This window comes from Amycolatopsis sp. NPDC051061 (assembly GCF_040682935.1).
In the GTDB taxonomy this organism is placed as follows: Bacteria; Actinomycetota; Actinomycetes; order Mycobacteriales; family Pseudonocardiaceae; genus Amycolatopsis.
Map to the genome: position 1 here is coordinate 269214 of NZ_JBFBBZ010000006.1, position 26856 is coordinate 296069.

Annotated in this window: 18 protein-coding genes and 1 pseudogene; 7 read left to right on the forward strand and 12 right to left on the reverse strand. The window is 70.7% G+C overall.

Translation table 11 applies throughout. From position 1 onward, the window contains the following. Genes AB0N03_RS11110 through AB0N03_RS11120 form a run of 3 tightly spaced genes read right to left on the reverse strand, consistent with a single transcriptional unit; the run spans position 1 to position 3085 of the window. Positions 1 to 1005, reverse strand: a complete 1005-nt coding sequence (locus AB0N03_RS11110; RefSeq protein ID WP_364368801.1) for an S-adenosylmethionine:tRNA ribosyltransferase-isomerase — start codon at positions 1003 to 1005, stop codon at positions 1 to 3. Next, positions 1002 to 1673, reverse strand: a complete 672-nt coding sequence (locus AB0N03_RS11115) for an SDR family NAD(P)-dependent oxidoreductase (RefSeq protein ID WP_364368804.1) — start codon at positions 1671 to 1673, stop codon at positions 1002 to 1004. The genes AB0N03_RS11110 and AB0N03_RS11115 overlap by 4 nt, the downstream gene beginning before the upstream one ends. A gap of 44 nt (positions 1674 to 1717) precedes the next feature. Next, the gene (locus AB0N03_RS11120) at positions 1718 to 3085 is read right to left on the reverse strand and encodes a cytosine permease (RefSeq protein WP_364368806.1); all 1368 of its coding nucleotides are present in this window, start codon (positions 3083 to 3085) and stop codon (positions 1718 to 1720) included. 170 nt (positions 3086 to 3255) lie between these two features. On the opposite strand from AB0N03_RS11120, the gene AB0N03_RS11125 reads away from it, so the two are divergent. Next, the gene (locus AB0N03_RS11125; protein WP_364368993.1) at positions 3256 to 4788 is read left to right on the forward strand and encodes a sensor histidine kinase; all 1533 of its coding nucleotides are present in this window, start codon (positions 3256 to 3258) and stop codon (positions 4786 to 4788) included. 54 nt (positions 4789 to 4842) lie between these two features. Here AB0N03_RS11125 and AB0N03_RS11130 read toward each other — a convergent pair whose 3' ends face one another. Continuing rightward, complete coding sequence (locus tag AB0N03_RS11130) at positions 4843 to 6774, reverse strand: S53 family peptidase (protein WP_364368809.1); 1932 nt, start codon at positions 6772 to 6774, stop codon at positions 4843 to 4845. Positions 6775 to 7078: 304 nt separating this feature from the next. Next, positions 7079 to 8221, reverse strand: a complete 1143-nt coding sequence (locus tag AB0N03_RS11135; protein ID WP_364368812.1) for an ROK family protein — start codon at positions 8219 to 8221, stop codon at positions 7079 to 7081. A gap of 58 nt (positions 8222 to 8279) precedes the next feature. Here AB0N03_RS11135 and AB0N03_RS11140 point away from each other — a divergent pair, with 58 nt between their 5' ends. Beyond that, positions 8280 to 9518, forward strand: coding sequence for a trehalase family glycosidase (locus AB0N03_RS11140; RefSeq protein WP_364368814.1), 1239 nt, complete (start codon positions 8280 to 8282; stop codon positions 9516 to 9518). Here the strand turns inward: AB0N03_RS11140 and AB0N03_RS11145 are convergent. Further along, the gene (locus AB0N03_RS11145; RefSeq protein WP_364368816.1) at positions 9497 to 11269 is read right to left on the reverse strand and encodes an alpha-L-fucosidase; all 1773 of its coding nucleotides are present in this window, start codon (positions 11267 to 11269) and stop codon (positions 9497 to 9499) included. The genes AB0N03_RS11140 and AB0N03_RS11145 overlap by 22 nt on opposite strands. Before the next feature lie 409 nt (positions 11270 to 11678). Here AB0N03_RS11145 and AB0N03_RS11150 point away from each other — a divergent pair, with 409 nt between their 5' ends. Next, positions 11679 to 12857 carry a glycoside hydrolase family 88 protein gene (locus AB0N03_RS11150; RefSeq protein WP_364368817.1) on the forward strand — a complete coding sequence of 393 codons (1179 nt, stop codon included), beginning with the start codon at positions 11679 to 11681 and terminating at the stop codon, positions 12855 to 12857. A gap of 55 nt (positions 12858 to 12912) precedes the next feature. Here the strand turns inward: AB0N03_RS11150 and AB0N03_RS11155 are convergent, their stop codons facing one another. The 4 genes from AB0N03_RS11155 to AB0N03_RS11170 all read right to left on the reverse strand — a co-directional run bounded on the left by AB0N03_RS11155 (position 12913) and on the right by AB0N03_RS11170 (position 17605). After that, positions 12913 to 14394, reverse strand: a complete 1482-nt coding sequence (locus AB0N03_RS11155) for a glycosyl hydrolase family 28 protein (protein WP_364368819.1) — start codon at positions 14392 to 14394, stop codon at positions 12913 to 12915. 299 nt (positions 14395 to 14693) lie between these two features. Then, positions 14694 to 15320 (reverse strand): TetR family transcriptional regulator, encoded by a 627-nt coding sequence (locus AB0N03_RS11160; protein ID WP_364368822.1) that lies wholly within the window; start codon positions 15318 to 15320, stop codon positions 14694 to 14696. A gap of 24 nt (positions 15321 to 15344) precedes the next feature. Further along, positions 15345 to 16916 (reverse strand): alkaline phosphatase D family protein, encoded by a 1572-nt coding sequence (locus AB0N03_RS11165; RefSeq protein ID WP_364368825.1) that lies wholly within the window; start codon positions 16914 to 16916, stop codon positions 15345 to 15347. A gap of 32 nt (positions 16917 to 16948) precedes the next feature. Continuing rightward, the gene (locus AB0N03_RS11170; protein ID WP_364368828.1) at positions 16949 to 17605 is read right to left on the reverse strand and encodes a hypothetical protein; all 657 of its coding nucleotides are present in this window, start codon (positions 17603 to 17605) and stop codon (positions 16949 to 16951) included. Between the two features lie 99 nt (positions 17606 to 17704). Here AB0N03_RS11170 and AB0N03_RS11175 point away from each other — a divergent pair, with 99 nt between their 5' ends. The 3 genes from AB0N03_RS11175 (at position 17705) to AB0N03_RS11185 (ending at position 23515) form a co-directional block, all read left to right on the forward strand. After that, a complete protein-coding gene (locus AB0N03_RS11175) occupies positions 17705 to 20638 on the forward strand; it encodes a BTAD domain-containing putative transcriptional regulator (protein ID WP_364368831.1) in 2934 nt (977 codons plus the stop codon). Positions 20639 to 20830: 192 nt separating this feature from the next. Beyond that, on the forward strand, positions 20831 to 22051 hold the full coding sequence (locus AB0N03_RS11180; protein WP_364368834.1) for a hypothetical protein: 1221 nt from the start codon (positions 20831 to 20833) through the stop codon (positions 22049 to 22051). A 228-nt stretch (positions 22052 to 22279) separates the two neighbouring features. Beyond that, entirely contained in the window at positions 22280 to 23515 is a 1236-nt protein-coding gene (locus AB0N03_RS11185; protein WP_364368837.1) for a glucuronyl hydrolase, read from the forward strand. A gap of 28 nt (positions 23516 to 23543) precedes the next feature. Here AB0N03_RS11185 and AB0N03_RS11190 read toward each other — a convergent pair. After that, positions 23544 to 23723: pseudogene (locus tag AB0N03_RS11190) on the reverse strand (DUF4396 domain-containing protein); the annotation flags it as partial. 296 nt (positions 23724 to 24019) lie between these two features. On the opposite strand from AB0N03_RS11190, the gene AB0N03_RS11195 reads away from it, so the two are divergent. Then, positions 24020 to 25039: an autoinducer 2 ABC transporter substrate-binding protein gene (locus AB0N03_RS11195; RefSeq protein WP_364368840.1), complete on the forward strand. Its 1020-nt coding sequence runs from the start codon at positions 24020 to 24022 to the stop codon at positions 25037 to 25039. 3 nt (positions 25040 to 25042) lie between these two features. Here AB0N03_RS11195 and AB0N03_RS11200 read toward each other — a convergent pair whose 3' ends face one another. Next, positions 25043 to 26605 carry an esterase-like activity of phytase family protein gene (locus AB0N03_RS11200; RefSeq protein WP_364368843.1) on the reverse strand — a complete coding sequence of 521 codons (1563 nt, stop codon included), beginning with the start codon at positions 26603 to 26605 and terminating at the stop codon, positions 25043 to 25045. Between the last annotated feature and the right edge of the window lie 251 nt (positions 26606 to 26856).

A 26856-nucleotide genomic window follows, 5' to 3' on the forward strand; every position in this document is an offset into this window, starting at 1 on the left:
TCAGCGGCGCAGCAGCAAGGACACGTCGCCGAACTCGTGCCACAGGTACCGGCGCTCCACCGCCGCGTCGTACGCGCGCTGGACCAGATCGCGGCCCGCCACCGCCTCCAGCAGCAGCAGGTGCGACGCCTCCGGCGCGTGCAGGCCCGTCACGATTCCGTCCACCACCCGCGCCGGGCGGTCCGGGCCCAGGACCAGGTCCGTCCAGCCCTCGGCTACTCCGTCGGGAAGCGCGGACTCCAACGCCCGCGCCGCCGTCGTGCCCACCGCGATCACGCGGCCGCCTCGCGAACGGACCCACGACACCAGCGCCGCCGTCGTCGGCGGTACCCGGAAACGCTCCGCCTGGGGTGGCTCGCCCGCCTCCGGTGAGGACACCCCCGTGTGCAGCACCAGCGGCGCGAACAGCACGCCGTCCGTGACCAGGCGGGTCACCAGGGACTCCGTGAACGGCCGAGCCGCCGAGGGCATCTCCGCGCTGCCCGGCTCGCGGGCGAACACCGTCTGGTAGTCCGAAAGCGGCCACGTCCGCGGCACGTACCCGTAGCGGATCGGACGGCCCGCCGCGGACAGGAAGCCGGTGACCGAACCCTCCACCGACACCGCCGCCCGCCACAGCCGCGAGTCACCGAAAGCCGCCGGGGCCAGCAACGTCAGCGACGCGACCCCGGGCAGTTCCAGCCGCTCCCCCGCCCGGCCGTCGAGCAACGGCCCGCCGGGCGCCCGCAGCTCGACGACCCAGGAGCCGTCGTCGAGCGCCGTCGAGAAGTGGACGACGACCGGACGACCACCTCGCACCGCGTCCACCGCCGCCGGCAGCGTCCCGGACGTGTTGACCACCAGCAGGTCCCCGGGACGAAGGTGCGAACCCAGGGAAGAGAACACCGTGTGGTGGACACCCGAAGGCGAAGCGACCAGCAGGCGGACCTCGTCCCGCGCCAGGCCGCGCGCCTCCGGTGGGACCGACGCCGACAGCTCGTCCGGCAGGTCGAAACGGATGCTCATGCGCTCACCAGCAGATCCGCGGCCCGGTAGCGGCCGCTGGGTGGACGCTCGTCCAGCAACCGGAGGAACGCCGGGACCGCGGACGACGGCAGCGGCCGGTCCGAGATGTCTTCGCCCGGGAACGCGCGCTGGTGCATCGCCGTGCGCAGGTCGCCCGGGTCGACCGCGTACACCGCCAGGCCCGGGTTCTCCGCGCCGAGCACGGCCGTGACCTGGTCGAGCGCGGCCTTCGCCGAGCCGTAGCCGCCCCAGCCTTCGTACGCTTCGACGGCGGCGTCCGAGCTGACGTCGATGATGGTGCCCCGGGCAAGAGTCAACGCGGGCAGCAGCAGCTGCGTCAACGCGAGCGGCGCGAAGACGTTCACGCGGTAGACGTTTTCCAGTTCCGCCCAGGGATAACTCGCCAAGGGAGGCAGTGGGCTGACGCCCAGGGAACTGGCGTTGTTGACGAGCAGGTCAAGGGAAGGACAGGCGTCGGCCAGCGAGGCGCGGTGGGCCGGGTCGGCGACGTCGCCGGGAACGGCCGTGAAGCCGATCTCCCGGGCGGCGGCCGAAAGCGCGGCCGGGTCCCGGCCGTCGCCGACGACCGTCCACTTGCGACTCACGAGGGCGGTGGCGAGGGCCCGGCCCAGGCCCGCGGACGCACCGGTGACGAGTGCGGTTGGCATGGTTCCTCCTTCGAGGGGTACCACACCATCGTCGAACCTCTACCTTACTTGATGTCAACCGAAGAACGGCCGCGCAGCAGGAAGTACGCTGCCAGCGAAACGACGAGCCCGACGTAGTACGCGAGATCCGCGCCGTGCAGCGCGGACGCGACCGGTCCCGTGTAGAGGGACGTGTTCATGAACGGCACCGCCGCGCCGAACCCCACCACGAAAGCCACGAACGCTGCCCAGGGGCGCACGGAAGTCGACGCCAGGACGTCCACGCGCCGCCCGCCGCGGGTCCGCGCGAGCCAGTCCGGGATGACGACGCCGAGGAACGGCGGGATCCAGTAGCTGACGAACAGCAGCACGTTCTGGAACTTGGCCGACAGGTCGCCGCTGTGCATCCAGAGGATCAGCGCGAACGCGAGCACCGTGACGACCACCGCCGACACCGGGCGCCGCAGCCGGACGCCGACGGTCTGCAGGGCCAGCGAGCCGCTGTAGTCGTTCATCGCGTTCGACGACACCGCCGCGAGCGCGATCACGGCCAGCGCCAGCGCACCCAGGAAGCCGCCGCCGAGGAGCGCGGCGACGCCGGTGGCCGTCTGGTCACCCAGAGACGAACCCAGTGCGAGCCCCAGGGTTTCGCCGATCGTGTACGAAACGAGGAGACCGAGCAGCGTCGCCCAGAAGACCGATCGCGACGACGTCTCAACCGGCAGATAGCGGCTGAAGTCCGACGCGTAGGGCGCCCAGGAGATCGCCAGTGACAACGTGATCGTCGTGAACAGCACGACACTGCCCGCCAGGTCGGCGCCCGAAGCCGTGTCGGCGGTCGTGATCGAGTGTCCGGAAAGGACCTTCACGGCGAGCGCGGCGAACGCGAGCACCAACAGCACGCTCATCACCGCCTGCACGCGGTGGATCAGCGCGTAGCCGAACACGCCGAGCGCGCACTGCAGCACCAGCACGATCAGCACGGCGGCCCAGAACGGCAGCCCGGTCAGCTCGGCGAGTGCCTCGCCGCCGAACAGGCCGACCAGCGCGTCCCAGGCGATCGAGCCGAGCCACTGGACGAGCCCCGGCAGCACGACGCCGCCGCCGAAGGCCAGCCGGGCGAGCGGCAGCTGGCCGGTGCCGGTGCGCGGTCCCCAGGTGGACAGGTAGGCCACCGGCAGCGACCCGAGCACGGTGCCGGCGAGCATCGCGGCCAGGCCTGTCCAGAACCCGAGGCCGTACGACGCGGCGAGCGTGCCGGTGAACACCGCCGTCATCGTCAGGTTCGGCGCGAACCACACGCTGAACAGGCGCCACGGCCGCCCGAACCGGTTGCCCTCCGGAACCGGTGCGATTCCGTGGGTCTCGATCGCCAGGTCACGGCCTCCGGTGGGCATGCGCCCGCCGAAGACCTCCGCACCCAGTCCGCTCATGTGCCGCCTCCTGTCAGGATCACCCTAAAGCGCGGCCGCGTGGTGTAACGCGACGGCCCGAACGGGCGAATCACGGTTAACCGTTGCCGGACCGCTTCACACACCCGTAAGGATCACCCCGCGAGGCACACCGGGAGGGTTGCGTGGTGCAGCACCCGCGGACGCTCGCGATGACCGGCCTGCTCACCGCCGGTTTCGCGCTCGGCGTCACCGCGTTGACGCTGAAGGCGGGCGAAGGCACCCACTCCGCGCTCGACACGGTGCTCAGCACCGCGACCGGGTTCCTGTTCCTGCTCGCCGGCGCGGTCGCGCACGTGCGGCGCCCGGCCAACCCGATCGGCGTGCTGATCGCGCTCGCCGGCGTCGCGCTGTTCCTCGAAGACCTGCAGTTCACCCGGGATCCGGTGCTCTACACGATCGCCGTGCCGCTGCGCGCCGCGTCCGGCCCGGTGATCGCGCACCTCGTGCTCGCCTTCCCGCACGGCCGGCTCCGCTCGAGGTGGGAGCGGGTGCTCATCGCCGCGGCGTACGTGGTGGTCCTCGGCATCGGCGTGGTCGGGCTGCTGTTCACCGACGAACCCCGCGACCTCCTGGCGATCTCGGCCGATCCGCGGGACGGCGCCTTCGCCGACCGCGCGCTGGAGCTGGGCGCCACGGCGATCAGCGCCGGCGTGGTCGTCGTGCTGCTCTACCGGTGGCTGACCGGCCGGCTGCCGCAGCGGCGGCTGCTGTCGCCGGTGATCGCGATCGCGCTGGTCGGCGCGCTCGCGTCCGGCACCGGCACGGCGCTCGGCGACGGGCACCCGCTGTCGGAGCCGCTGCTGCAGACCTACCGGGTGCTGTTCTGCCTCTGGCCGCTGGCGTTCCTGGCCGGCGTGCTGCGCGCCCGCGTCGGCAACGCCGAGATGATCCGGCTGCTGCTGGAGCGCGACGGCACCGGGCTGGCGGCGCTGGTGCAGGACGACGAGGTGTGGAAGGACAGCCGGTCGATCGACGCGCTGAACGCGGCGGCCGGGCTGGTGCTCGACAACCAGCGGCTGACGGCGGAGTTGGAGCAGCGGCTGGCCGAGGTGCGGGCCTCGCGGGCGAGGCTCGTCGCGGCCGGCGACGAGGAGCGCCGCCGCGTGGAACGCGACCTGCACGACGGCGCCCAGCAGCGGCTGGTCAGCGTGGTGCTGCTGCTGCGGATGGCCGGCCGGCGGTACGGCGGGTCGCTGCCGGCGGAGGTCCGGGCGCTGCTGTCCGGCACGGTCGACGAGCTGCAGCGGGCGATCACCGAGCTGCGCGAGCTGGCCCGCGGCATCCGCCCGGCGATCCTCACGGAGGCGGGGCTGCCGGCGGCGGTGCGCTCGCTGGCCGACCGCATCCCGATGGAGGTCGCCCTGACGGTCGGCGACGTGCCCCGCCTGGACGCGGCGGTCGAGGCGACGGCGTACTTCGTGACGTCGGAGGCGCTGACGAACGCGTTGAAGCACGCGGAGACCGACCACGTGGACGTGCGGATCGCGGCCGGGGGCGCCGAACTGCGGGTCGAGGTGCGGGACAGGGGCGTCGGCGGCGCGTCCCTCGACGGCGGCTCCGGCCTGGCGGGCCTGCGCGACCGCGTCGAAGCGCTGGGCGGGGAGCTCGGGGTGGAGAGCGGCTCCGGCGGGACGACGGTCCGGGCGGTCATCCCCCTCGGCGAGGCCCCCGGAACGCCGTGAAGGCCCCCTTACCGGCCTCTTGAGCCGGTAAGGGGGCCTTCACGGACTTGGGACCTAGACGAGCAGCAGGAACAGCAGCCCGTTGGGCGTGCCGAGACCCGTCACGTCGTCGTAGCCCGGGGTCGTGTGGATGGTCAGACCCTGGTAGTCGAGCGTGCGCACCGAGGTGAGCAGGCCGTCCGAAGCGTCGACCGAGTTCGCGTAGTCGACCCGCTCCACCGCGGCGTCCACGTGCTTCACGTCGCTGATCGCCGGCGTGCGCGAGGTCAGCTTGTAGATCACGGGGTTGATGAAGCCGTGGTGGAAGTGGTCGCGGCTGTCGGCCACGGCCATGATGCCGGCGAACACCGGCGACGCGAGGCTCGTGCCGCCGATCCGGTACTGGTCGTAGTAGGCGCCGTCCGGGAAGGTCTGCGTCTGGCCGACCAGGAAGCCGGTGTTCGGGTCACCGACCGCGGAGATGTCGGGGACGACCCGGCCCTTGTTGTTGCCGGTCTGGTTCTTCTTCGCCAGCGCGTCCGGCACGACACCCTTCTGGTAGAAGGGCTGCGCGAACAGCCGGCTCGTGCCGCCACCGGAACCGCTGGTGTAGGCCGCCGGGCCGTAGACGCCGTTGGTCAGCGAGGACTTGCTGGTCTCCCAGCCGGTCTCGAAGATCCGCTTGCCGTCCTTGCCGATCGCGATGGACGTGCCGCCGACCGCGGTGATCCACGGCGCGGAGGCGGAGAAGTCCGGCGACGGCGTGCCGAGGCGCGCGACCTCGTCACCGTTGTCGCCCGAGGAGAAGTAGACGCCGATGCCCTCGAGCACCGCCTGCAGCGAGATCTGGTTGAAGACCTTGACCTCGTCGGCCGGGATGTCTTCGCCGGTGTCGCCGTAGGAGTTCGACACGATGTCGGCCTTGTGGCCGGCGATCACGTAGTTCAGCGCCTCGTCGAGGGCGTTGTCCTCGCAGGACTCCCCGCCGACGTACAGGATGTCCGCGCCCGGCGCGAGACCGTGGGCGGCCTCGACGTCGAGGGTCTCCTCGCCGTACCAGCCCGCCGCGTCGCACTGGTCCGGCGGCTCGAGGACCGGGTTCGCCGGGAAGACGTGCTGCTTGAACTGGCTCTGCTTCAGCGGGTGCTGCGGGTCGTTCTTCTTCGCGTACGTGCTCGCGTCGGAGTAGATCGTCGGCGAGGCGAACGCGTCCACGATGGCGATCGTGGTGCCCTTGCCGTCCGCGCCGACCTTGTCGACCCCGTAGGCCGAGCGCAGCTGCGCCGGGGTGTAGCCGCACGGGGCGTACGGCAGGTGCTGGCCGTTGTAGGCGGGATCGGTGGTGTCGATCTTCTCGCCGTAGTACGCGCTGCACGGCCGTGCGTTGCGGAACCCGGGGCCGGGGGCGACGTCGGACGGCGTCCCGGAACCCGTCTCGTGGTCCGGCTTGAACAGGTTGGTCGCCTGGTCGACGCCGACCACGCCGAGCACGTCGCTCGCCAGGTTCGCGGGCACCGACAGGTTCTTGTCGGCGGCGCGCAGCGTCTGGCCCTTGACCTTGTACTTGCCCAGCTTGACCCCGAACGCGTTCTGCGTCTGGCCGGCGGTGCCGGCGGCCTCGACGTAGGCGCGGTTCGACGGCACGTCCCCGATGCTGAACCCGCTGCCGGTCAGCCACGCCTTGACGGCGTTCACCGTCGCGTCGCTCGCGGCGAACCGGTCACGCACCTGGTCGGTGCTGAGGTACTGGCGGTAGGTCTTGCTGTCCGGGTCGGACACGGCCTGCGCCAGCGCCTCGGCGCCGGCGTTGTCGCGCTGGTTCAGGTAGACCCGGAAGCTCAGCTTGGACGCGGCCGCCGTGTCGGCGACCTTCGCCTGCGCGTTCGCCCACAACGGGTGCGACTGCGGAATGTCCTGACGCCCCTGCGCGGACGCCGTCGCCGGCAGGGCGCCGGTCAGGCCACCCACCACCGCGAGCGAAAGGAGCAGGGTGGAGCTTCTTCGCACAGAAATCTCCCTCTTCGAAAGCGGCCCCCAGGAAATGGGCCTGGAACACCGGACGAGACTAGATCGGTGTTCCGCTCGCGGGGAAGTACTTGCGGAACCGTTATCTGGTCGCGAATTCACGGGTTCCCGCACGTGGTACGGAAATCCGATTTGTCACTCGGATTACGCGAGGAATACTCCTCGATGAGAGGTACGTCCGATTTGTGGCCGTATCGCGGAACACGGGGAGGGGGCGGCCACCACCTACGAAAGTCGGGTGCTCCGTCCACTCCGGACAGTCCCGCGGGTGGCGGTAGTTCGGCCGTCAGGACCGCGCTTCGAGCCGCCGGTCCACCGCGGCCGGCGCGAACTCCGTCTCGACGACCATCGCCACCGCACCGCCCAGCGCTTCGCCACGGCCGCCGATTTCGACGCGCAGGTTCTGCGTCGAACGCGGCAGTGCGCGCCGGTAGAGCACTTCGCGGACGCCGGCCACGAAATGCGGCTCGGCGAGGTCGCCGGCGATCACCAGCACCCCCGGGTTGACCACGCAGACCAGCGTCGCGAGGACCTCCCCCACCTGCCGACCGGCCTCCTCGGCCAGCCGGACCGCGGCGGGCTCGCCGGCCAGAACGCGGGCGCGGACCCCCGAACCCGAGGTCGTCGGCAGGCCCAGCTCGGTCAGCCGCGCGGCCAGCGCGCCGCCGCCGGCGACCGCCGCCAGACAGCCGAGCGAGCCGCACAGGCAGCGCGCGTCCTCGTGGCCGGGCAGCCGGACGTGCCCGATGTCGCCCGCGCCGCCGTCGATGCCTCGGTACACCTCGCCGCCGATCACCAGGCCGGCGCCGATCCCGGTGGACGCCTTGACCACGACCAGCGCGGCCGTGTCCGGGTAGCGGGCGCGGTGCTCGCCCAGCGCCATCAGGTTCGCGTCGTTGTCGACCAGCACCGGGGCACCGAACCGGGCCCCGAGGTGGGCGTCGATCGGATAGCCGTCCCAGCCGGGCATGATCGGCGGCCGCGTCACGCGGCCGCGCCCGGGTTCGACCGGGCCCGGCACGGAAATCCCCACGCCGCACACCGGCCGGTCCACCGCGGCCAGCAGCTCCCCGAACCACTCCGCGATCCGGCCGAGCACCGGCTCGGGGCCGTCGGCGACGCGCAGGTCGCCCGCGCGGTGGGCCAGCCGCCGTCCAGCCAGGTCCGTGAGCGCGGCCTCGGCGTGCATCGTGTCGACGCTCGCGGCGAGGACGACGGCGTGCCGGTCGTCGAACCGCAGGTGCCGGGCCGGACGGCCCCCGGTGGAGTCCTCGTGGCCGCCCTCGGTCAGCAGGCCGGCCGCCAGGAGCCGGTCCAGCCGCGCGGTGAGCGTCGTGCGCGACAGCCCGGTGCGCGTGAGCAGGGCTTTCCGGGTGGTCGCCTGCCCGGTCCTGACCAGCTGCAACAGCTCGCCGGCGCTGGTCGTCATCTCGCTCCCTCGGACTTTTGTCCATTGACAATACACAAGTCGGAGATAGATTGGACATATGGACGTAACACGGGAGCGGGCCGCGGCTGTCCTCGACGACAACTGGCTCGGCTCGTCGACCGTGCCCTCGCGCTCGCTCTACCCGCACCAGTGGAGCTGGGATTCGGCGTTCATCGCGATCGGCCTCAGGCACCTCTCGCCCGCGCGAGCCCGGCGCGAACTGCTGACGCTGTTCTCCGCTCAGTGGCGTGACGGCCGCGTCCCGCACATCCTGTTCGACCCCGGCACGCCGCCCGAGGCGTACTTCCCGGGGCCGTCGTTCTGGACCGCCGGGCGGACGTCGGGGCTGGTCCAGCCGCCGGTCCACGCGCGCGCGGTGCTGGCGGTGCACGAGGCCGAGCCCGACCGGACGTTCCTCGCCACGCTGTACCCGAAGCTGCGGGCCTGGCACGACTACCTGCGCGGTTCGCGGGACGCCGGCGGGCGCGGGCTCGCGGCGATCGTGCACCCGTGGGAGTCCGGGATGGACAACAGCCCGGCCTGGGACGGGCCGCTCGCGCGCGTCACGCCGTCGGCCGGGTTCGTCCGCCGCGACCTGCAGCACGGCAGCGCCGCCGACCGGCCGAGCGACGAGGACTACGGCCGGTACGTCCGGCTCGCCGCGGACTACCGGGACCGCGGCTACCAGGGTTTCGGCGACTTCGTCGTGGAGGACCCCGGCTTCAACGCGATCCTCGCCGACGCCGAGCTGGCGCTGGCCGAGATCGCCGAGGCGCTGGGCCTGCCCGCGGCCGCCGCCACCCATCGCGAGTCCGCCGCGCGCGTCGCGAAGGCGATGCAGGAAACCTTGTGGGACAACGGTTTCTTCTTCGCCCACGACGTCCGGACGGGCTCGCTGACCCGCGCACACACGTGCGCGGGCCTGCTTCCCCTGCTGCTGCCGGACCTGGCCGTCGCCCCGGCCCTGCTGGCGACGGCCACCGGCCCCCGGTTCCGGCTCGGACGCGCCCACGGCGTCCCGAGCCACGACCTGACCGCGCCGGAGTTCGACGCGGGCCGCTACTGGCGCGGCCCGTCGTGGGCGAACGTCGGCTGGCTGGTCCGGCAGGGACTGCTGCGCCACGGCGAGCACGCCCTGGCCGCTTGCCTGGCCGCGGACCTCGTCGAGACGGCGTCCCGGACGGACTTCGCGGAGTACGTGGACCCGCTGACCGGCGCCGGGCACGGTGCCCGATCGTTCGGCTGGAGCGCGGCGCTGACCCTGGACCTCCTCGCTCAGCCCGCCGAAGTCGCGTAGTCCGAGCCCAGCCAGGTCTCGTCGATCCGGAGCCGCTTGTAGCGCGTGCTGTCGCTCGACGCCGCGTACGTGCTCGTCACCTGGAGGCGGACGTACCTCGCCGTCACCGCGGAGAGGTCGACGAACTGGACACCGCGGTGGCTCGGGAGCGTGCCGGACTTCACCGCGCTGCCCCAATTCTTGCCGTCGCTCGAGACGAACACCTGGTACGCCTTGATCCGCGCGGACTGTTCGGTGTCCGACCGGGCGTAGCTGACGGAGTCCTCCCGCTGGTTGACGCCGAGGTACTGGACCTTCTTCGCCGACCCGAGGTCGTAGTCCAGATTCACCGGCAGGGTTTTGTTGTTGTCGAAGTACGTCAGGTAGTCGCCGTCGCTCGCCGCCTGTCCACTGTGGCCACTCGCGGACGCGCTCGCCTTGAGCGTCACCGTCTTCGGGTCGTACGTGCCGGTGCGGCCGGCCGTCTCGGCCTTGAACACCGTGTCGTAGGTGTCCCAGCCGGACAACCCCGTCAGTGTCAGGCTGCCGCCGCCCTGGGTGAAGGAGATCGGCGCGCCGGTGCGGAGGTTCGTGACGCCGCGGACGCGGTAGCCGTTGTCGCGGATCTTCAGGGTTGACGTCGACGGCTTGGTCAGGACGTGCACGTACTGCGTTGCGCCCTTGATGGTGATGACGCCGTGCGCGCCGTCGTTCCAGAAGCCCGGCTGCATGCCGCCGTACATGTATCCGGCGCCTTCGGTGCCGCCGAGCGACTCCCAGATCGCGCTCAGATACGTGTTCGCGAAGTTGTTGAACGCTTCCTGGTTCGACGGGAACTTGCCGTTCACCATCGCCGTCTCGGCCATCAGCGACTTGATCGACGAGCCCGAGTTCGTCACCAGACGTCCGATGTTCAGCGCCTTGTTCACCGCCGAGTTCGAGCCGCCGTACCACCAGGAACCGGTGTCGGGCAGCTTGAAGCACGCCTCGGTGAGCCGCGGCATCGCCGTGTACGTCGCCTGCGGGTAGTCGTACGACGGCGTCATGCCGGTCTTCTGCTCGTTGCTGATCGTGTCCATGATCGGGGTGTCTTCGTTGTTGTTGCTCAGCAAGTAGTCCGGGCGCTGCTGGTAGATCTGCCGGTACAGGTCGTGGGATTCCCAGTAGGCGTTGTCGTTGTCGATCCAGAACCCGCCGAGGTCCGGGTAGTTCTTCATGACCTCGAAGAAGTTGTCGTAGCTGAACTGGCCGAAGCCGTCCTGGCCGTCGAGGTCCACGGTCTTGCCCTTGTACTTCGAGTAGCCGGCCGAGTCGAGCCACTCGTGGCCGCCCTCGTCGTGCCACTGGGCGTCGTTGGTCATGTAGAGGATGACCTTGAGCCCCTGGGGTTTCGCTGCGGCGATCAGCTCGCCGAGGAAGTCCCGCTTGGTGGTACAGCTGCCGGGGATCTTCGACGGCCAGGCGCGCGAGTAGCCCAGCCGGCTGTGGAACGACGCCAGCACGAGGTACGACGCGTGCAGCTTCTTGGCCTCGCCGACCCAGTAACCGGGATTCCACCCGCCGTCGGTGATCGCCTTTTCCCAGGCGCTGCAACTGGTGTAGCCGGGTGACGTGCGCATGCCCCAGTGCAGGAACAGGCCCGCCTGGCTGTCGCGCAGCCACTGCTGGGACGGCTTCTGCAAGTCGGCCGACGCCGGCGCGGCGACGAGCCCGGCGACCACGAGCATCGAAGCGCACGCGGCGAGCACCCGGCGCAGGAACTTGGCTGACATCAGTGACCTCCAAGTGGTCTGGTCCACCCGGTGGTGTACTCCTGGATTCCGGGCCCGGTCAATACTGAGATCCGACCTTTTCGCGACGTCCCGACGGCCGGTACATCGCGACTTCGGCCGATCGGGTTAAATATCTGATATATGAAACGAGAGATCTGATCTCTCTTGACTCGCCGTGCCGGGGGCGAGTAGATGTTCTCCCCAGAGAGCGCTTTCGGCTCTCCCCCACCGCTCCGGCGACGAGGGCAGCACGCCGCGCCCCCCAGAGCTGGTCGGGATGCCGACGGACGGCGGATCGGCATCCCGGCCACCTTTCTCCATGAGGGGCACCTTCATGGCTTCAAGAGCCATGAAGGTGCCCCTCATGGATTGCCCGCATCACCGGGGCCCGTGCACGAAAGGACGTCGAATGTCCGAGCACCCCCTTCGCCCGACCCGGCGCGCGGTCCTGGCCGGCACCCTGGGCGCGTTGGGCGCCCTCGCCGCGGCGGGTCCCGTCGCGCGGGCGGCTCTTCCGATCGGCGAGGCGGCGCCGCCGTCGGACTGGTCCCGGGCCGTCATCGACTCGACGATGAAGCGCTACACGCCGGCGAACATCGGCGGCTGGGGCTACACCCTCGGGCTGTACCTCTACGGCCAGTACCTCTTCTACAAGCGCACCGGCGAGCAGAAGTACCTCGACTACATCGTCGCGTGGTACGACCGCTTCATCACCGACAGCGGGATCTCGAACAGCTTCACCAACCTCGACTCGATGCGCTCGTGCCAGATGCTGCCGCTGCTTTACGCCGAGACGGGCCGCAAGAAGTACAAGACGGCGGCCGACCAGCTGCGCAAACGGTTCCCGGCCTACCCCCGCACGTCCGACGGCGGCATGTTCCACGCGACGAGCAAGGTCGGCCAGCTGTGGGGCGACGGCGTCTACATGGCCCAGCCGTTCCTCGCGCTGTACGGCGCGGCGTTCGACGACGGCGGCTACTGCTTCGAAGAGTCGGCCAAGAACCTCGCCGTCTACTTCAGCCACCTGCGCGAACCGGCGAAGGGCCTGCTGTACCACGCCTACGACGAGGACGGCTCCGAGTCGTGGTCGTCCGGGACCGGGCACCACTCGAAGTACCACTGGGCGCGCGCGATCGGCTGGTTCGGCATGGCGGCCATCGACATCCTCGAGGTGCTCCCGCCGAACCACCCGCGCCGGGCGGCGCTGATCGACATGGTCCGATTCCTCGCGGCGGGCTACGAGCGCCACCAGGACGCGTCGACCGGCCGCTGGTACCAGGTCGTCGACCGCGGCGGGGATTCGAAGAACTGGCTGGAGACGTCGGCGTCGTCGATGTACACGTTCACGATGGCCCGCGGTGTGCAGCGCGGCTACCTGCCGGCGTCCTACCAGGCGGTGGCGGACCGCGGGTACGCCGGCGTGCTGCGGAAGGTGTCGGTGGGGTCGGACGGCCTGACGAACATCACGGACATCTGCGAGGGCACGAACGTCGGCGACCTGTCGTACTACTACGGCCGGGCCCGCAAGACGAACGACTTCCACGGCCTGGGCGCGTTCCTGATCATGAACGAGCAGTACACGCACTGACCACGAGGCGCGCCGCGGAAGGGGCCCCGGCTGACCCAGCCGGGGCCCCTTCGTGTCAGCAGTTCGAACTGGAACCCGAAGCGTTCACCCGCAGGGCGGAGCCGGACGTCGTCACCGAGTCCTTCACGCAGTAGCCCGTCACCGTCTGGAAGCCAACGTCGAACGGGCTCTTCGACCCCTTCTCCGCCGTGAAGTGGTCGAACGTGATGTCCGAACTGTTGTTCACGATGCTCGCCGGACGCCCGTCGTCCTTCGCGAACTCCACCGAGCTGTCCACGAACCGCACTCCCGACGCGTAGTGCACGTACCAGCCGTACGACGGCCGCGTGCCGATGCTCTTCGGGTTGTAGTCCGTCGCGTCGTTGCTCGGGACGCCCGTGCCCATCGTGCCGTTGCCACCGGGGACGTTCAGATGGACGCCGGTGAACGTCACGTCGGAGACGCGGTGGGTGCTGTCCGCGCCCCAGAGCGTCGGGCTGAAGTTCGTGCCCGTGTGCGTTCCGGTGATGTTGTCGAACGTGATGCCGCTGATCGAACCGACGCCCGGCTTGTTCCCGCACCGCTTGCGCGTGCCGATCTTCATCATGATCGGCGAGTACGTGCCCGACATCGTGATGGTGCGATAATGCACGTCGGAGATCTTCGCGCCGTCCATCGAAACGATCCCGATACCCGATTTGTGCGCGCCGGTGATCGTGATGTCCGAGAACTGGTAACCGGTGAAGTCGCCGCACGTCTCGGAACCGAACATCAGCGCGTTGCAGCAGACCGCCGACAGTTTCGCGTTGTTCACCGTCACGTTGCCGTTCGGCAGTTTCGCCCCCAGCGCGTAGTCGCTCTTGAACACGAGTGCGTCGTCGTTCGCCGCGATGGCGACGTTCGTGATCGTGACGTTCGTCGTGCTGATGATGTTCCAGCCGTCGCGGTCGCTCGCCGTGTCGATCGTCAGCTTGTCCGAGACGACGTTCGTGCAGCCGTTGATCAGCGCCGCGAAGTGGCCGCCGCGGCGCAGCTTGATCCCGGACAGCGTGAGTCCGTCACAGCGAGTGAGTGACAGGATCTTGTCGGCCTCGCCGGACTTCGGGTTGCCGGTGATGAGGTTGCCGCCGCCGTCGATCGTTCCGCTGCCGGTGAAACCGATGTTCGTCAGCTTGTCGCCGTAGAACATCGCGTTGCGGAAGTGGCTGTGGCCGTAGTCCTGGTAGTCGTCCCACTGGTTCGACTCGGCCTGGTCGTAACTGTCCGCACTCGACCCGGTGACCGTCGCGCCCGCGTCGAGCTGGATCGTCACGTTGCTCTTCAGGTGGACCGTGCCGGCCGACTTGTAGTTCCCCGAGGTGAACCGGACGGTGCCGCCGCCCGCGGCGTTGGCCGCCGTGATCGCCTTGTCGATGGCGCCGGAATCGTTGGCGGACCCGTTCCCCTTGGCGCCGTAGTCCTTGACGTCGTAAACGCCACCGGGAGCGGCGGCGGACACCCCCGCACCGGCCACCACCAATGCCGCGACCGCGCCGGAGATCAGCAAGAATCTTTTCACCGTGAACCGCCTTGTCATGATTCGGAAAAGCGAGGCATGACGGCGGAGCACTCAGCCTACGAGGCCCGCGAGCGGGGTGTCAAGATCGCCGGGAAAGCGGGAAAGCCCATTCCGGCGAGGCCCGGGGGACCCGCGCCACCCCCAGTCGGACGCGGGTCCCCCGGTGTTCGTGTGGACGGAATGCGGTGCGGACACCGGCGCCGGCGTCCTTTCAGGATTCGCAGTCTACCTTCGAAGAGCCCGGGGAAACCGTGCATCCGTCATGGTCCGGACCATGAATTCGTCATGGGCCGGGCCGCTCACGCGAACCCTACTCCGGACGTCAGCAGGTGGAACGCCCGTTCGGCCGCCGCGACGGCCTCCGGGTGGTGCCGGGCCGCGGGGACGCCGGCCGCGACCGCGTCCATGTTGGCCGTGGCCAGCGTCCGGCGGACGGCCGCGATCTGCGCTGCGGCCAGCCCGGCGTCGGGCGCCGGGACACCGGCCTCGGAAAGCGCGGCGGTCAGCGCCCCCTCCCCCGCGGACGTGAACTCCGCGAGCCGCGCCACCAGCGCCGGCGTGTCGGTGACCAGCCGGAACACCGCGAGCACCCCGGGTTCGTCGCACAAGCCCGTCACCGGCGAACGCTCCCCGAGCCCCCGGAGGAACGCCTCCCGCAGGGCCGACAGCGCGCCCTGCCCGGGACGCCGGGCGCGGACGACGTCCGCCGCGTCGGTCCCGTGGTCGGCGAACCGGTGCAGCACCAGGTCCTCCTTCGTCGGGAAGTAGGCGAAGAGGGTCCGCTTGGACACCTCGGCCACGCGGGCCACTTCGGCGACCCCGACGGCGTCGAATCCGCGCTCCAGGAAGAGCCCGATGGCCGCCGTCGAGATCACCGCGCGCGTGCGGAGCTTCTTGCGCTCCCGCAGGCCCAATTCTTCGCTCACGTCACGCAGCGTAGCGCCCCCGCCTCAGACCTGCTGGAGTCCGGGCTTGCCTGCTTGCACTACGTAGCTACGGTCGTTTTTGATCACGACCGACGTCGGGTCGTAGACGCTGGTGTCGGACGTGGTCATGAAGTCGGCTCGCATCTGCGCCGGCGTGGTCGTGACGCGGACGTACCCGCGCTCGCCCTTGCAGTACTTGACGTGGGGGTTGTTCGCGAGCCAGGCCGCGCTCGGCGCGGTCGCGGTGTCGCTGTTGCTCGTCACCGAGGTCGTGACCAGCTCCGAGCCGATGAGCGGGTCGCTGTGGTCGAAGTAGTCGAGCCGCAGGTCGGCGGCCCAGTGGCGGTGGACGTCGCCGGTGAGCACGACGGGGTTGGCGACCTTCCGGTCGACCCAGCCCTTCGCGATCCGGTCGCGCGAAGCCTCGTAGCCCTGCCAGGAGTCGGGGCTCTCACAGGTGGCCTTGTTGCCGTCGCCGTCGCGCGTGGCGAAGAAGACCTGCTGGCCGAGGAAGTCCCAGGTGGCCGGGTGCGACTCGAACTGCTTGAGCAGCCACGCCTCCTCGGTGCTGCCCAGGATGCTGCGCGAGGTGTTGCGCATGTCGGTGCAGGCCGGGCCGGCCGAACCGGAGGGGTCGGCCACCTGCGCGTTGCGGAACTGACGCGTGTCGAGCATGTGGAACCGCGCCAGGTTGCCCCAGACGAGCTGCCGGTAGAGCTGGATCGACGCGCCGTTCGGCTTGGCGGTGGAGCGGATCGGGGTGTGTTCGTAGAACGCCTGGAACCCGGCGGCCTTGCGCGCGGCGGGCGCGGGCGAAGTGGTGCCGTTCCAGTTGTTCATGACTTCGTGGTCGTCGAACACGACGACCCAGGGCGCGATCGCGTGCGCGGCCTGCAGGTCGGCGTCGGTCTTGTGCTGGCCGTGGCGGGCGCGGTACAGGGCGAGCGTGGTCGCGTCGTCGGCGACGGCGAGGCTGCGCGGATTGCGGTCCGCGGCGACGCGGCCCGACTTCTTCTCGTAGATGTAGTCGCCGAGGAACAGCACCAGGTCCGGGTCGTCGGTCACGACGCCCTTGTACGCGTGGTAGTAGCCCTCCTCCCAGTGCTGGCACGAGGTGAAGCAGTACTTGAGCTGGTTGACCACGGCCCCGGCGGCGGGCGCGGTGCGCGTGCGCCCGACCGGCGAGAGGTAGCCGGAGCTCTTGAACCGGTAGAAGTATTCGCGCGCGGGCTGCAGCCCCACCGGTTCGATGTGGACGCTGTGCGCGGACGCCCGGACCGCGTTCACCGAACCGTTCTGCACGATCGAAGAGAACGCCTCGTCGTTCGCGATCTCCCACTCGACCGTGTAGGTGGCGTCCGGCATGCCGCCGTAGCCGTCGGCGTTGAGCGGCGCCGGCGCGAGTCTCGTCCACAGCACCACGCTGTCGGGGAGCGGATCGCCGGAGGCGACGCCGAGCTGGAAGGGGTCGTGGATGGTGGGGGCGGCCGCCGTGGTGCGGGCGTTCGCCCAGGACGGCAGCGCGGCCGACGCCGCGGTGGCGGTGACCGCGGCGAGCCCGCCGAGCAGCACCTTGCGCCGGTTGAGGTCAACCATGTCGGAAAGCCTTTCGGGAAGGGGAGACGCGGTCAGGCCGCGAAGTCGGTGATGCCGTCGCTGCAGGACTTCAGGTCCGGCTTGGCGGTCGTGTAGTCGGCGACGCAGACCTTGTAGAAGACCCAGCCGCCGTGCGCGACCGAGACGGCCTTGTCGACCTTCGTGCCCTCACCACCGGAGTTCCAGACGTAGAACGGCCCGGCGCCGCCCTTGAGCCAGTAGGCGACGACGGCCGAGTAGCCGTCGGCATCGGTGTCGTAGACCAGGAAGTGGGAGTCGGACGAGCGGTACTGCCCTTCGCCGGCGCAGGCGTCGGCGCACTGGCCGCTACCCGAACCGACGCCGCAGTCGGGCGCGATCCGCTGGTCGGAACCGGTGTAGACGTAGGTGTCCGAGATGTACCCGCCGAGCGCGGGCACGTAGTCCCACAACGTGCTCGTGCCGTAGGTCCCGGCCACCGACGAACCGGTGAGCTGGCAGTCGATGGTGACGGCCGCGCCGTTCGCGACGGTCTTGACGGCCGTGGCTCCCGCGGTGGGGGCCCGGCGGACGTTGAGCGGGTCGCCCGCGGTCTTGACGGTGCCGGTCGCCGCGGCCGACGCTTCGAGGGCGCCACCCACCGCGAGCGCGCCGACCGTCGCGAGGACGACTCCTAAACCGGCTGTGCGCCGGAGGTTCGAACGCTTCATGGCGGGAGCGTGACCCGGGCTCGTACACGTCCCGTACAAAGGGGCCCGGACCTCCGAATGGATCTATCCCCGAGGTCGAACGGGCCATAGCATCCGGCTATGGGGGAACTCATCGGGCAGGTTGAGGCCACCTCGCTTACCATCCGCGTCCTCGGTCCGCTGGAGGTCACCGCTTCCGGGCAGGTGATCCCGCTCGGTGGGCCGAAGCCCCGGCTGCTGCTGGCCGCGCTGGCGCTGCAGCCGAACGTCGTCGTGTCCGCCGACGTGCTGGTCGAGGTGCTGTGGCCCCACTCGGCGCCGCGGTCGGCCGCGGCGAACATCCGCACGTACGTCCACTCGCTCCGAAGACGGTTCGCCGAGCTCGACCCCGACCTCGGCGAGCGGATCAGCAGCCGGGCCTCCGGCTACCTGCTGACCACGTCGCCGGAAGAACTGGACCACCTCGCGTTCACGGCCTTGGCCGGTGAAGCGCGGGAAGCGCTCGATCGTGCCGACGCCGAGAGCGCTCTCAAGCTGCTCGACCGGGCCGACGCGCTCTGGCGCGGCGAAGTCCTCGAAGGGCTCCCCCACGACCACAGCTGGGGCGCGACCGTCGCCCGGCTCGCCGAGCTGCGCCTGTCGGTGCAGGAACAGCGCCTGCGGGCGCGGATCGACCTCGGCCGCGGCGGCGAAGCCGTCGCGGAGCTGCGTGGCCTGGTCACCGAGCATCCCCTGCGGGAAGAGCTGTGGGCGCAGCTGATCGTCGCGCTGCGCGCCGCCGGCCGGACCGTGGACGCCGTCGAGGCGTACGAGTCGGCCGAGCGCGTCCTGCGTGAAGAGCTCGGGGCCGAGCCGGGCGCGCGGCTGCGGGAGCTGCGCGCGACGCTGGTGCCCGAGAGCGCGCCCGCCGGCCGCCCGGCGGACTTCGCGCCGGTCTGCCAGCTGCCGCTCGACCTGCCGGACTTCACCGGCCGCGACACCGTGCTCCGCGAGGTCACCGGGTTGCTGCGCGAGCGCGCGGACTCGGGCACGCCCGCCGTGGTCGTGCTCTCCGGCGCCCCCGGCGTCGGGAAGTCGGCGGTCGCCGTCCGGGTCGCGCACGCGGTCCGCGACGACTTCCCCGACGGCCAGCTGCACGTCGACCTGGCCGGCACGTCGTCGTCGCCCCGGGCGCCGATGGGGGTGCTCGCCGAACTGCTGCGCGCGCTGGGCATCCCGGACGCCGGCCTGCCGCGGGAGCCCGCCGAACGCTCGGCGCTGCTGCGGTCGCGGCTGGCCGGGCGGCGGATGTGCATCGTGCTCGACGACGCCGGCAGCGCCGCCCAGGTGCGCCCGCTGCTGCCCGGTGCCGGGGCCTGCGCGGTGCTGGTGACCAGCCGGCTCCGGCTGCCCGACCTCGCCGGGGCGACGCCGGTCGACGTCGACCTGCTGCCCGAGGCGGAAGGCGCGCGGCTGCTGGAGGGCATCGTCGGCGCCGAGCGGGTGGCCGCCGAGCCGGAGAGCGCCGCGGCGATCCTGCGCCAGTGCGGGCACCTGCCGCTGGCGATCCGGGTGGCCGGCGCGAAGCTGACGCACCGGCCGGGCTGGACGCTGCGGCTGCTGGCCGACCGGCTGCACGACGAGCGCCGTCGCCTCGACGAGCTGCGCGTCGGCGACCTCGCCGTCCGCGCGAGCGTGACGCTGTCCTACGACCTGCTGCCGATGTCGGCGGCCACGGCGTTCCGCGGGCTCGGGCTGCTCGGGCCGGTCCAGTTCCCCGCGTGGGCGGTCGCGGCCGTGCTGGGCCGCCGCGAGGCCGAGGACGTCCTCGACGTGCTGGTCGACGGCCACCTCGTCGAGCTCGTCGGCTCCGACTCGGCCGGGCAGCCGCGTTACCGGCTTCACGATCTGTTGCGCGTGTACGCGGTGGAGCTGGCGGAGCAGAGTGACGCGGCGAAGACGCGTGCGGCGCTTCGGCGTGTCCTCACTGGCTACCTCGCGCTGGCGCTGGAAGCCGCGCGCCGGATGCCGCTGCACTTCTTCGGCATGTACTGCGACGACGAGCTGCCGCGCCCGGCGGTGCCCGCCGACGTGCTGCCGGACGACCCGGCGGCGTGGTACGCGGCCGAACGGCACACGAGCGTCGCGGTGGTCTCGCTGGCCGCCGAGCAGGGCTTCGACGACCTGGCCTGGCAGCTGGCGTCGGCGTTGACGCCGTATTTCGACCTGCGCGGCCACCAGGACGACTGGCACAGCACGCATACGATCGCGTTGGCGGCGGCTCGCCGGACGGGGTCGCTGCGCGCGGAGGCGATCGTGCAGCGCAACCTCGGTCAGTACCTGCTCTACCAGGACGAGTACGCCGGTTCGCGGGTGGCGTTCGCGGAGTCGAAGGCGCTGTTCGAGCGGGTCGGCGACGCGCAGGGCGTGGCCATCGCGCTGACCGGCCTGGCCACGATCCTGCGCATCGACGGCGAGGACGGCCCGGCGCTCGACCACTGCCACGAGGCGCTGAAGCTGTTCGCGGAGGAAGGCGACCCGAACGGCGAAGCGGTGGCCCGCCTGGGCGCGGGCGCGGTCTGGATGTCCCGCGGCTGCTACGCGGCGGCGAAGCGCTGGTTCACCGACGCGCTGGAGCTGTCGGCGGCGATCGGCGACCGCCACCGCGAGGCGCACGCGTTCAAGCGGCTGGGGTTGCTGTTCCAGCACCAGGGCAACCTGGCGGCGGCCCGCGAGCACGTCGACCAGGCGATCGCGATCTTCACCGAACTCGGCGACGATCACTGTGTCGGGTACGCGAACCAGAACCTCGGAGAGCTGTGCCTCCACAGTGGCGACTTCGCGCACGCGCAGCTGTTGCTGGTGAACTCGCTTTCGGTGCACCGGCGCAACGGGGACCGGCGGTCGGAGGCCGAGGTGTCGCAGTTGCTCGGTGAGCTGCACCGGGCGTTGTCGCAGCCGGAGCGGTCCCGGGACTATTCGGAGCGGGCGCTGGCGATCTGGCGGGAGCTTTCGTCGCGGCCGCCGGAGGCCGTGACCTCGATGGAGGAGCCTCCGCACATCGTTTCGGCCTGACGTGCGCGCCCCAATGTGGCCTTGGTTGCGTTCAACGCACCGAAGGGCCCCTTGGGTGCGTTGAGCGCACCGAAGGCCACATTGGGGCGCTTGCCGCACAACCACCCGGCGCACTGCTTGTACGGATCATGTACGCCGCCCCGTCAGTCTTTCGCCACGTTCGAGTGAACGAGTGCGAGAGGAGAACCGGGGATGATCCGGATCAAGAAAGCCGGCCGCGTGACCGCGGCGGTTCTGGCCGCCGGGGCGGTGACGGCGCTGGCCGGAGCCCCCGCCCAGGCCGCGACCACGAGCGGCACCGGCTGGCAGGAACAGCTGTCCACTGTGGACTACGACGACGTCAACGTCACCGGCGCGGGCGGAACGCTGACCCTGGCCGACGCCGCGTGGCACAGAACCGCGCAGGTCTTCGCCGGCAGCGAAGGCAGCTTCGTCACCGCCGAGCACACCCTGGGCGCGCCGGCGAACCGCGTCAGCGCGCAGCTGTCCGCCGACACCCCGAAGGGCACCACGGTCGACGTCGACGTCCGCGGCCGGACCGGGGTGGACGCCTGGACCGAGTGGACGCCCGCCGGCACGGCGTTCAAGACCGCCGTCAGCGTCGTGCAGGCGCGGATCAGCCTGCGCAGCGACACCGACGGCGTCCGCCCGGCCGTCAAGGGCCTCGGGCTCAGCGCCGACAGCGTCCCGCAGGTGAACGCGCTCGCCGCCACGGCCGCGCTGACCTACAAGGTGTACGGCACCCGCGAAGGACTCGTCGGCGGCACCACCGCCAACGGCCACAAGATCGTCAGCCACGACCACTTCGTCTCGTTCCCGTCCGGCAAGTCCGTGTCCCCCAAGGGAACCGGCAACTACACCGCCAAGGTGTGCCGCACCGACGGCAGCAAGTGCGAGTACGCGCCGGTGTGGGAGATCGGCCCGTGGAACGAGCGCGACGACTACTGGAACCCGGCGTCGGTCCGCTCGGAGTTCAAGGACCTGCCGCAGGGCACGCCCGAAGCGCAGGCCGCGTACCTGCAGGGCTACAACGGCAAGAAGGACGACTCCGGCCGCACGGTGCAGAACCCGGCCGGCATCGACCTCGCCGACGGCGTTTTCTGGGACGGCCTCGGCATGTCGGACAACGGCTACGTGAACGTCACCTACCTGTGGACCGGCACCGGCCCGACCGGCACGGTGAAGACCGCGGGCGACCCGATGAACGTGCGCGCCGGCGCCAGCACGTCGGCCGCCGTCAAGGGCCTCGCGGCGAACTACGCCCGGGTCAACATCGAGTGCTATGTCCTGGGCGACAGCGTCACCGGCACGTTCGGCACCAGCACCATCTGGGACCGGATCGGCCCGAACAACTACGTGTCGGACACGTACCTGCAGACCGGCTCCGACGAACCGGTCGCGCCCCTGTGCTGAACCGCGGCTCGAGCGAGCCCCGAGATTCGCGTGGTTGACTGCCCTCACCCCCGCGAGAAAAGCGAAGGCCCGGCGTCCCCCGCCGGGCCTTCGCCCTTTTCGGATATCCCACTCACCGGTCCATCGTTCACATTTCTGAACAACTGTCCGCCCGCTGTACACGCGGTGGCGACTGTGAAAAACTTCCGGGCACCTGGAGCATTTCCCCACACGGAATGGCGGGCACCTGTGAGCGTTACCCGGAGAACCCTGCTGACCACCGCGGCCGGAGCCGCGGTGGCGGCGACGGCCAGCACCTCCGCGGTCGCATCCGCGACCTCCGTCACCACCTCCGACCAGGCATCGGTCACCCGGACGCTCCGCCAAGCGGCCGATTACGCGGTGGCCAAGCTGCGCGCGGTCGCCCCCGGCGTCACCGCGTTCCCGGTCGGCACGAAGTTCGAGAAATGGACCTATTCGCAGAATGGCGACTGGGTCGGCGGATTCTGGCCCGGCCAGTTGTGGCTGGCCTGGCTGCACAGCGGTGACGAACAATTCAAGACCCTCGCGCTGGCGTCCGCGGAGAAACTCGCGCCGCGCCAGAACGACACCGGCACGCACGACCTCGGTTTCCTCTTCTACCCGTCGTGGGTCACCGCTTGGCGGCTCACCGGCGACGACAAGTGGAAGGCGGGCGCGGTGCAGGCCGCGTCGTCGCTGATCAAGCGCTACAACCCCGCCGGCCGGTTCATCCGCGCCTGGGGCTCGCTGACCGACCCGAAGGACGCGGGCCGCGTCATCATGGACACGATGATGAACCTCGATCTGCTGGCCTTCGCGACCAAGCAGACCGGGGATCCGCAGTACCTCGAGATCGCCGTCGCGCACGCGAAGACCGCGCAGAAGAACTTCGTCCGCCCGAACGGGTCGACCCCGCACGTCTTCGACTTCGACCCGGTCACCGGCGCGCCGATCGGGCCGAACACCGTGCAGGGCTACAGCCCGACGTCGTGCTGGTCGCGCGGGCAGGCGTGGGGCGTCTACGGCTTCACGACGATCTACCGCCGGACCGGCGACAAGGAGTTCCTGACCACCGCCGGAAAACTCGCGGACTTCGCGCTGTCGCACCTGACGTCCGACCACGTGCCGGTGTGGGACTACCTCGCCCCGCAGGCGCCGAACGACATCAAGGACGCCTCCGCCGGGGTGATCATGGCCTGCGGCCTGCTGGACCTCGCGGAGCTCACGCACCGTTCGCAGTACCGGGACAGCGCGCTGCGGATCCTGTCGGCGATCTCGCAGACGTGCCTGACGACGAAGTCCACCCGGGCCGAGGCGAGCGTCGCGCGCTGCACCCGCAACCGGCCGGCCGAGGACGGCATCGAGGTGTCGCTCCCCTACGCCGACTACTACCTGCTGGAAGGCATCCTGCGGGTGCTCGACCGGCGGAAGGTCGACCGCGCCGTCGACCTGTCCAGCGTCTAGCCCCGACCGGGGAGGCCGCCACCTCCCCTCAGTGCTGGTGGTGGGCGTGCACCTTCGCGTGGCCGAGGCCGCGCCCGATCATCCACTTGTTCACCGGCACCGTGACCACGAACGCGATGGCCAGCGAAAGCACCAGCGCCAGCCAGAAGAGGAAACTGGCGAGGCCGGCGTCCATCGCCCCGGGGATCGCCACGACGACCGTGTTATCGCTGTCGCCCACGAAGCTCCGTGCTGTTCGTTCATATCGAGCACTACCCCCAAGGGGTATTGCGCGCCTGTCTCACGCGCCACAACGCCACTCGGAGTGACGCATCGGCAGGTCGACGTCACTCACCGTCGTCAACGCCGCCGACCAGGCGAATCTCCGCCAGAAACCCACCAGGTAGAACTCGCTTCCGTAACCCTTTGCGCACATCCCGTTGACCACCGTTACGCGGGGCCCTACCTTCCCCCTTGGTCTCCACCGCGCGCAGACCGTTCGAGAGTCTTGAGGAATGGGTGGGGATGCGAGGGCCGACGAAGACGTTCCGGCTGGTCGCGACGCTGCTGCTGGGTGCGGCGCTCGCGCTCGGGGGCTGCTCGGACCAGCTGGGCAGCGCCCCCGCCGCCGCGGCGGCGACGCGGATCGCGTTCGTGCCCAAGGTCGGCGGCATCCCGTACTTCCAGGCGATGAACGCCGGCGGTCTCGAAGCGGCGAAGCAGCTCGGCGTGCAGTGGTCCACGGTCGGCCCGAAGACCGTCGACCCCGCCGACCAGGTCGCCATCATGCGCGACCTGATCGCGAAGAAGGTCGACGTCATCGTCGTCGCGCCGAACGACCCGGCCGCGCTCGCGCCGGTGATCGCCGAGGCGCGGGCGAAGAGCATCCACGTGCTCACCTCGGACACCGACGCGCCCGGCACGCAGCGCGAGGTGTTCGTCAACCAGGCCAGTGCCGAGGGCATCGGCACCGCGGTCACCGACGCGCTGATGAAGCGGACCGGCGGCACCGGCAAGTACGCGATCGTGTCGTGCGGCCCGGCCGCGGCGAACCTCAACACGTGGATCTCGGTCCAGAAGGCGTACACGGCCTCGCACTACCCGAAGGCGGAGGTCGTCGAGACCGTCTACGCGGGCGAGGACCAGGACAAGGCGGCGAACCTCGCCAAGGAGCTGATGGCCCGCCACCCGGACCTCAACGGCCTGGTCGGCGAGTGCACGACGTCCGCGCCCGGCGTCGCGAAGGCGGTGCGCGAGCAGCAGAAGATCGGCCAGGTGTTCACCGTCGGCGTCGGGACGCCGCAGTCGATCAAGCCGTTCCTGCTCGACGGCTCGTGCTCCGAATCGGTGCTGTGGAACGTCGAGTCGCTCGGCTGGCTGACCGCGTGGACGGCGAAGCAGGTCGCCGACGGCAAGCCGCTCCAGGCGGTCAACAAGGTGAGCCTGGAGTTGCCGGCGGTGAAGTACGACGCCGCGTCGAAGACCGTCCTGCTGGGCGATCCGCTGCTCATCACCGCCGACAACGTCGACCAGTTCAAGTACTGAGGGTTACCGCACGTCGATCGTGACCGTCGCGGTGCTCGTCACCGCCGGCAGCTTCGTCGTGTCGACCGCGAGGTACTCGCCGTCGTCCTGGCGGCCGTCCGGCAGCGTCTTCGGGTGCAGCGCGTACGGCGGCGCCGCGTTGGTCACGCCGTCGATGCCGAAGTCGTTGTCGTTGCTGATCACGACGGTCCGGCCGCCGTCGGTCGTCGCGACGCCCTCGACCTTGTCGTGCCCGAAGAAGCCGCCGCTCGGGTCGAGCCCGCTCACGAGCGCGCCCAGGTCGAGGAACAGCTTCTTGCCCACCGGCTTGATCCCGGCGGCGGCGAGGTCCTTCGTCGCTTCGGCCGTGGTGTCCTTGCCGACGTAGGCGTCGATGCTCTTGCCGTCGACGAGCAGGCCGCCCTTGACGGCGTCGTACCCCGCGGCCCGCGGGCCGACGTCGGTGGCGCCGGTCAGGTCGATCTCGTAGAGCTTCTTGGAGGCGTCCGGCTCCATCGCGCCGTCGCGCTCGTCCACCAGGAAGCGCGTCGCCGAGAGCGCGGTGATCTCGCTGACCGCGGTGCCCGTCGTGTCCGGGTCGTCGAGCAGGTAGAGGTACTCGTGGGTGGCGCGGGTGCGCGGGTCGACGGTGACGATCCGCAGCGTGGTGACGTTGCCCGGCTTCTTCGTCAGGTCCGGCTGCTGCAGCGCCGACTGCATGACGCCGACGAGCGTCCGGCCGTCCGGGGTGAGCGCGAGGCCTTCCATGCCTTTGTTCGGCACGCGGTACTTCAGCTCGGCCGGCAGCGAGCCGTCGAACGGCGAGAGGCGCTCGAGCGCGCGACCGTCGTGGCCGAAGTGGGTGAGGAAGGGGCCGTACTCGTCGGAGACCCAGAAGGTGCCGTCCTTCTGCGCGACGAGGCCTTCGGAGTCGTAGCCGTTCGCCGACTTCGGCAGGACGTTCCCGTTCCGGTCGACGATCTTCTCGCCGGTGTCGGCGAGCGGGCTGACCTGGCCGTTGTAGGGCGTGCCGTCGTGGGCGCGCAACGGGATGGTCTTCTCCAGCACGGCCCGGCCGTCGCGGAGCCGGAACTTCCCGATGGCGGGGGTGAAGGCGGGCAGCGGCTCGATCTTGCCCCCGTCGGGCGCGTCGACGTTCGGGCCGCGGTCGGTGAGGCCGTAGAACTCGTTCTTTTCGCCGGGCACGGGGGTGAGCGCGGAGCCGTACGCGCCGCCCTTGAGCTGCACGCCGCCGAGGGTGGCGAGCGGCTCGAGGTTGGTGGGGTAGAGCTTCACGGCGTCGGAAACGGTGTAGGTGAAGGAATCCCGGCCGGTGAAGCCGGGCGCGGGGGTGTAGCGGAGGGTGCCGTCGGCGGCGACCTCGACGCTGCCGTGCGCGGCGGCGGTGTGCCGGACGACAGCGGTGCCGCGGTCGTTGCCGAGCACGTCGGCGCGCACGGTCCGCCCGGCCCGCGTGTGGAGGTGGTCGTCCTTCGCCTGCGGCCCGTGGTCGTGCGCCTCCGCCGGACCGGCGGCCAGTGGCAGGGCCAAGACCCCGGCGACCAGGGCGATCGTTACCCGTTTCATCCCGTTTCTCCTCCTCTGGCGCGTGGACGGCGCCGGAGGAGGAATCTTCGTGGCCGAAGTGGACGTCGGCCGGCTTCGAGGAGGCCGGGGCGTTAACGGTGCGGCCGGCGGGTGTGGCGGACGCCTCGTTCGGGTCTGCCGCGGCTGGTGGGGGTTGTTTAAAAGGGGGGGTTACCCGGTTTAAAAAAAACGACCCCCGGAGAACCGTGGCGGCCGGCCGGGGGCGCGGGCGCACCCCCCCCCCCCCCCAC

Bases quoted from the DNA above. Each gene is read 5' to 3' on its own strand.
- AB0N03_RS11110 (WP_364368801.1), bottom strand. From the start codon at position 1,005: ATGAGCATCCGTTTCGACCTGCCGGACGAGCTGTCGGCGTCGGTCCCA.
- AB0N03_RS11115 (WP_364368804.1), bottom strand. From the start codon at position 1,673: ATGCCAACCGCACTCGTCACCGGTGCGTCCGCGGGCCTGGGCCGGGCC.
- AB0N03_RS11120 (WP_364368806.1), bottom strand. From the start codon at position 3,085: ATGAGCGGACTGGGTGCGGAGGTCTTCGGCGGGCGCATGCCCACCGGA.
- AB0N03_RS11125 (WP_364368993.1), top strand. From the start codon at position 3,256: ATGACCGGCCTGCTCACCGCCGGTTTCGCGCTCGGCGTCACCGCGTTG.
- AB0N03_RS11135 (WP_364368812.1), bottom strand. From the start codon at position 8,221: ATGACGACCAGCGCCGGCGAGCTGTTGCAGCTGGTCAGGACCGGGCAG.
- AB0N03_RS11140 (WP_364368814.1), top strand. From the start codon at position 8,280: ATGGACGTAACACGGGAGCGGGCCGCGGCTGTCCTCGACGACAACTGG.
- AB0N03_RS11145 (WP_364368816.1), bottom strand. From the start codon at position 11,269: ATGTCAGCCAAGTTCCTGCGCCGGGTGCTCGCCGCGTGCGCTTCGATG.
- AB0N03_RS11150 (WP_364368817.1), top strand. From the start codon at position 11,679: ATGTCCGAGCACCCCCTTCGCCCGACCCGGCGCGCGGTCCTGGCCGGC.
- AB0N03_RS11165 (WP_364368825.1), bottom strand. From the start codon at position 16,916: ATGGTTGACCTCAACCGGCGCAAGGTGCTGCTCGGCGGGCTCGCCGCG.
- AB0N03_RS11170 (WP_364368828.1), bottom strand. From the start codon at position 17,605: ATGAAGCGTTCGAACCTCCGGCGCACAGCCGGTTTAGGAGTCGTCCTC.
- AB0N03_RS11175 (WP_364368831.1), top strand. From the start codon at position 17,705: ATGGGGGAACTCATCGGGCAGGTTGAGGCCACCTCGCTTACCATCCGC.
- AB0N03_RS11180 (WP_364368834.1), top strand. From the start codon at position 20,831: ATGATCCGGATCAAGAAAGCCGGCCGCGTGACCGCGGCGGTTCTGGCC.
- AB0N03_RS11195 (WP_364368840.1), top strand. From the start codon at position 24,020: ATGCGAGGGCCGACGAAGACGTTCCGGCTGGTCGCGACGCTGCTGCTG.
- AB0N03_RS11200 (WP_364368843.1), bottom strand. From the start codon at position 26,605: ATGAAACGGGTAACGATCGCCCTGGTCGCCGGGGTCTTGGCCCTGCCA.